At 37.2% G+C, this 6,000-nt stretch carries 2 protein-coding genes; both read left to right on the forward strand.

Annotated features, from left to right (window positions below):
- Positions 1-108 precede the first annotated feature (108 nt).
- Positions 109-4,443 carry a CusA/CzcA family heavy metal efflux RND transporter gene (locus ES676_RS04290; protein WP_148368806.1) on the forward strand — a complete coding sequence of 1,445 codons (4,335 nt, stop codon included), beginning with the start codon at positions 109-111 and terminating at the stop codon, positions 4,441-4,443.
- Positions 4,444-4,445: 2 nt separating this feature from the next.
- Positions 4,446-5,612, forward strand: a complete 1,167-nt coding sequence (locus ES676_RS04295) for an efflux RND transporter periplasmic adaptor subunit (protein WP_148368807.1) — start codon at positions 4,446-4,448, stop codon at positions 5,610-5,612.
- Positions 5,613-6,000 lie beyond the last annotated feature (388 nt).

Below are 6,000 nucleotides of genomic sequence, written 5' to 3' on the forward strand. Positions count from 1 at the left end.
GCTACTCAAAGAACAATCTATTTTAAGCGAATCTTAAGAAACCGTTTAGAAGCCTCTTAGATACTTTAAATATTTTTGTTATATTCTATTCCATAAACCAACAGAAAAATGTTAGAACGTATTATCCAGTATAGTATCCATCACAAACTTATTGTACTTTTATTTACCGCAGGTATCATTGGATTTGGCTTATATTCTCTCTTAAATATCCCTATTGGTGCAGTTCCAGATGTCACAAATAACCAGGTACAGGTCATTACTACTTCTAGAAATTTAGCCACTGAAGATGTTGAGAAATTTTTAACATATCCAGTAGAATTAGAGATGGCGAATTTACCGGGCGTTAAAGAAATTCGTTCGATATCAAAGTTCGGACTCTCCGTAGTTACCGTAGTTTTCGATGATGATATGGGTACCTACCTACCGCGCCAACTTATCGCCGAGAAAATTAAAAGTGCAGAGGAAAAAATCCCAGCAGGTTTTGGTAAGCCCTTTATGGGCCCTGTCTCCACCGGTTTGGGTGAAATTTATCAATATATAATCGATGTTGATGCAGAACACAAAACACAATATTCGCTATCTGATGTGCGTACCATTCAAGATTGGGTGGTAAAACGCCAACTTTCTGGTATTCCGGGAGTGGTAGAAGTTAATACTTGGGGAGGCCACTTAAAAACCTATGAAGTTGCAATTAATCCAGAACAACTTCGCGCTATGGACGTTTCCATATTTGAAGTATTTAGCGCTTTGGAAAAAAATAATAGCGTTGCTGGAGGTGGCTATATAGAAAAAGCAAATGAAAGCTATTTTATAAGGGGTGAAGGTCTTATCAGTTCTATTCAAGACATTGAAGATATTGTAGTAACCACTAAAGGAAACGTTCCAGTCTATGTTAGAGATATTGCTTCAGTAGGCTTTGGACACGCCAACCGGTTTGGTGCGATAACAGGAAATGGCGAAGGAGAAAAAGTATTGGGGCAGGTTATGATGCTTAAAGATGCCAACTCTAATGCGGTTATTGAAGCTGTAAAGCAACGCGTCGCCGAAATACAATCCTCATTGCCTCCCGGAGTTTCTATCAATCCTTTTTTAGAGCGAAGTGAGCTTATCGCCAAAACCACTTTTACCATAGTCGAAAACCTAATTTTAGGCTGTTTAATTGTCATCTTTGTAGTAGTACTACTTTTGGGTAATCTACGGTCTGGATTGGTAGTGGCCTCCGTTATTCCCTTATGTTTGCTATTTGCTCTTTCCCTAATGTACATCTTTGGTGTAGACGCTAATTTGATGAGTCTTGGAGCTATCGATTTTGGTATAATTATCGACGGAGCGGTGATTATTGTGGAATTTATAGCCTTCAAAATCACAAGTCAACGAAGTGCTTTATTGGCACTTCCAAAAAATGAAAGACAAGATTTAATTGATAAAATCACCTATCAAGGGGCGACTAAAATGATGAACTCTGCCGTATTCGGACAATTAATCATTATTATCGTTTTTATCCCTATTCTTTCTTTGGTAAACGTAGAAGGTAAAATGTTCCGCCCAATGGCTTTAGTTTTCTGTTTTGCCCTTATTGGTGCTATGGTACTCTGTTTTACTTACATACCCGTAATGGCCTCTCTATTTATTAAACCAACCAATACCGAGAAAAGAACCATTTCTGCCAGATTAATGGGTTTTCTAGAACGAAAATACGAGCCTACCATTTCATGGGCATTACGTAAAAAGAGATTGGTTTTGGGTATGGCAATAGCCCTTTTGGTGTTTACCGGATTTCTATTTACGCGAATGGGAGGCGAATTCGTACCAACTTTAGACGAGGGAGACTTTGTTATTCAACCCGTTTTAAAGACCGGAACATCGTTGAGCAAAACTATTGAAGCCACAACTCGTATGGAGAAAATATTGAAAAAATTTCCAGAGGTTGAACAAGTGGTTAGTAGGATTGGTGCTGCTGAAGTACCTACCGATCCAATGTCTATGGAAGAAAGTGATGTTATCATCAAATTGAAGCCAAAAAGCGAATGGGAATCTGCCGAAACGAAAGACGAATTAGCCGATAAATTTAAAGAAGCCTTATCGGAAATTGCAGGCGTAGATTTCGAATTTACGCAGCCTATCGAAATGCGCTTCAACGAGTTAATTACGGGTGTACGTGCCGATTTAGCTATTAAAGTTTTTGGCGAAAATTTAGACATACTCTACACTAAAGCCTTAGAAATAGAAACAGCAATCCAAAACGTAGAAGGTGCTGCCGATATTTCAGTTGAAAAAACAGCTGGGTTGCCCCAAATGTCTGTAAAATATGACCGAAGAAAAATTGCCAAATACGGGTTAAACATTTCAGACTTAAACAAGGTCGTCACTATGGGTTTTGCAGGAATGACGGCCGGAACAGTTTTCGAAGGAGAAAAACAATTTGATTTAGTTATTCGTTACGATGCAGCCCATAGAAGGGATATTGAAAATTTAGAAACAGCATCGGTGTCTCTTCCTAATGGATCTAAGTTGCCACTAAGCGAATTCGCTAAAATAAGTTATACGAAAGGCCCCGCAAAAATTTCGCGCGACGATACAAAACGACGAATAGTGGTTGGTGTAAACGTTCGTAACCGAGATTTGGAATCGGTAGTAAAAGATGTGCAAACCATTATTGAAAGGGATGTTAAGCTACCAAGTGGATATTCTATAAGCTATGGCGGCCAATTTGAAAATCTGCGTACAGCAACGGCAAGATTAAAAATAGCAGTTCCTATTGCATTAATTCTTATTTTTATACTACTTTACTTTGCTTTCGATTCCATAAAGGAAGCCTTAATGATTTATAGTGCCATTCCTCTATCTGCAATCGGTGGTGTGCTTTTACTCTATATGCGCGATTTACCTTTTAGTATTTCGGCGGGTGTTGGCTTTATTGCTCTTTTTGGAATTGCCGTATTAAACGGTATTGTTCTTATTGAAGAATTTAAAGAACTCAAATCCAAAGGTATAAGCAACATTAATGAGCGAATTATAATGGGTACAAAAAACAGATTACGACCTGTGCTGTTAACCGCATCGGCGGCCGCTTTAGGATTTTTACCAATGGCTATTTCAAATTCTGCTGGCGCAGAAGTACAAAGACCTTTAGCCACCGTTGTTGTGGGCGGATTAATTAGCGCTACGGTACTTACTCTATTAGTATTGCCTATTTTATATGCTATGTTCGATAGAAAAGGAGACCATCCTAAAGTGAAGACCAAAGTAAACCTAATGGCATTAAGTATTATTACGATACTGTTATTACCAATTTTAGGAAGTGCCCAAGAAAACCCAATAAATGCGGAACAAGCCGTGCAGATTGCTATTGAGAACAATAATGCCTTTAAGGCTTCGGCTAAAAGAATAGAGCAATCAGAACATTTAGTAGGAAGTGCTTTAAACATAGATAAAACCCAAGTATATTATAGTACTGACGACAATAATATTGCGGAAAACGGGCTTCCATTAAACGTTATCGGGATTAGCCAGTCCTTACAATTTCCAACAATTTATAGTGCGCAACGTAAAGTAGAAAGACAAAGAGTTGATTTATCCATGCAACAGCACCATTTAAATAAAAGGGCCTTGACCAAAGAAGTATATAAAGCCTATTACAATGTGGTTTACTATAACAGCGTTGTCGAGCAATACACTTTTTTAGACAGTCTTTACGGCCAGTTTTCTAGAGCCGCCAATAAACGATATGATGTGGGCGAAACTAATTTATTAGAAAAACTTACGGCAGAGGCAAAACAAAAAGAAATATCCGTTTCCTTAGCACAAAAAAAAGAAGGTGTAACTAAAGCATTTACGCTGCTCCATCAATGGCTGCAAACAGATTCATTGGTTACCGTAGAACAGAAAAAATTACCTAAACTAGAATTACAACAAACAAATTTAAAAAACCATCCTGGAATACTTTATTACGATTCCGCTGAAAAACTAAGTAAGTATTCTCTCTCTTTGGAAAGGCAACGATTGCTTCCCGATTTACATATCTCAGTCTTTCAGGGTACCAATAATGGTGAGAATGCAAAGCGATATAATGGGTTTCAAGCGGGTGTGTCGATTCCGCTATGGTTCGGGGCGAATAAGGCGAAAATAAACGCAGCGAAAATAGAGACTATGATAATGGCGGATGAATCTGAAAATTACAAAATACAGCTAGAATCGAAATATCAGGGCCTGTTATCCGATTTAAATAAATTTCAAGAAGCGGTAGATTATTACGACATAACAGGAGGCAAACTTGCTATAGAATTAACTAAAAGTGCATCGAAATCTTTTCAAAACGGCGAGATAGATTTTTTGCAGTATGTACAGCTTTTAGAAAGCGCTAAAAACATTCAAATTACTTATTTACAGAATCTTAATGACTATAACGCGACCGTTCTAGAATTAAACTATTTAACCAATTAACAATGAAAAACATAATCCACATTTTCACCTATCTTATAAGTTCAATAGGTCTCCTTTTGCTGCTAACACTAACGCTGACTTCCTGCAATTCAGAAGAAAAACAAGAAAAAGGCACGGCCGATATAGCGATAGAGAATAAAAATAAAGAAGTCATTACCATTACCGAAACTCAATTTAAATCTGGCGAAATGGAACTGGGTAAAATAGCGATGCAAACCTTTAATACCGTCGTTAGGGCCAACGGTGTGTTTGCCGTGCCTCCACAGAATCAAGCAGACGTTAGCGCACATTTTGCAGGCTACGTTAATGATATTAAACTACTTCCCGGACAAATCGTTAAAAAAGGCCAAGTACTGTTTACCATTGAAAATCCAGAATATGTCCAGGCACAGCAAGACTTCTTGGAAGCTAAAGGACGTTTAAGCTATTTGAAATCTGATTATGAGCGCCAAAAAGAGTTATTGGCCGATAATGTGACTTCAAAAAAGAATTTTTTAAAAGCGGAATCAGAATACACGGTCACTTTGGCACAATACCAATCTCTTAAAAAGATGTTGAGCCTTATGAATATTAATGCTAACACCCTTACAGGCGATAATATTAGGTCGTTAATTACCGTAAGATCGCCATTATCGGGCTATGCAACAACTGTAAACGCAAGTAAAGGAATGTATCTAAACCCATCGGATATTGCGGTAACGGTTACCAATACAGACGACCTTCACATAAATTTGAAGATTTTTGAAAAAGACCTGCCTTTGGTTAAAAAAGGTCAGCAAATTAATGTGAGATTGCAAAACGATCTAGTCAGTACATATAAGGGTATTGTGCATCTAGTTAACAAGTCTATAAATGCTAAAAATAGAACGGTAGACGTGCATGGCGATTTAGTCAATAAAGAAGAAGTAAAGCTATTTGCCCCTGGAATGTATATTGAAGCCGAAATTCTGACCACATCAGCAGAATATGCTGCTTTACCTTCTGAAGCAGTAGCCAATATTGATAACGACTTTTTTGTTCTTGTAAAAAAAGGAAACACAAATTATAAAAGAGTGTTGGTCAAAATAGGGGCAACAAATAACGGGTTCACCCAAATACTTAATGCTTCCGATTTTAAACCAAATACGGAGTTTTTAACAAACGGAGCATTTAACTTAATAACAGAATAAATAAACTTATATTTTGCTTAAACACTACATTTAAGAATGATCCATCTTTTAACGCAAAAATTAAAGCCTTCAGAACACAATTTAGAGGTGTCAAAAATATAGAATTTTTCCTTTTTAGATTGACTACTATTTTTGTTTAAACACAACATTTAGGAATGACCCCAGAATTCCGGATCAAACGTAAAACTTGGGGAGAAACTTTATCTTTGACAAAAACAGATTAGATCTTGGATATAAAATTAGCACAGTATTTGTTACCGTAAGGCGTTATGGATTATTTTGAAATTGTAGACCATAAATCATCAGAAGGTAAGGTTCATTTTTACCTAGAAGAAAAGAACGTGCTGCCCAAGGAGTACCAATCAGAATTAGCGCAATCCAAAGGCTT

It is taken from the genome of Bizionia saleffrena, from assembly GCF_008086175.1.
Lineage (GTDB): Bacteria > Bacteroidota > Bacteroidia > Flavobacteriales > Flavobacteriaceae > Bizionia > Bizionia saleffrena.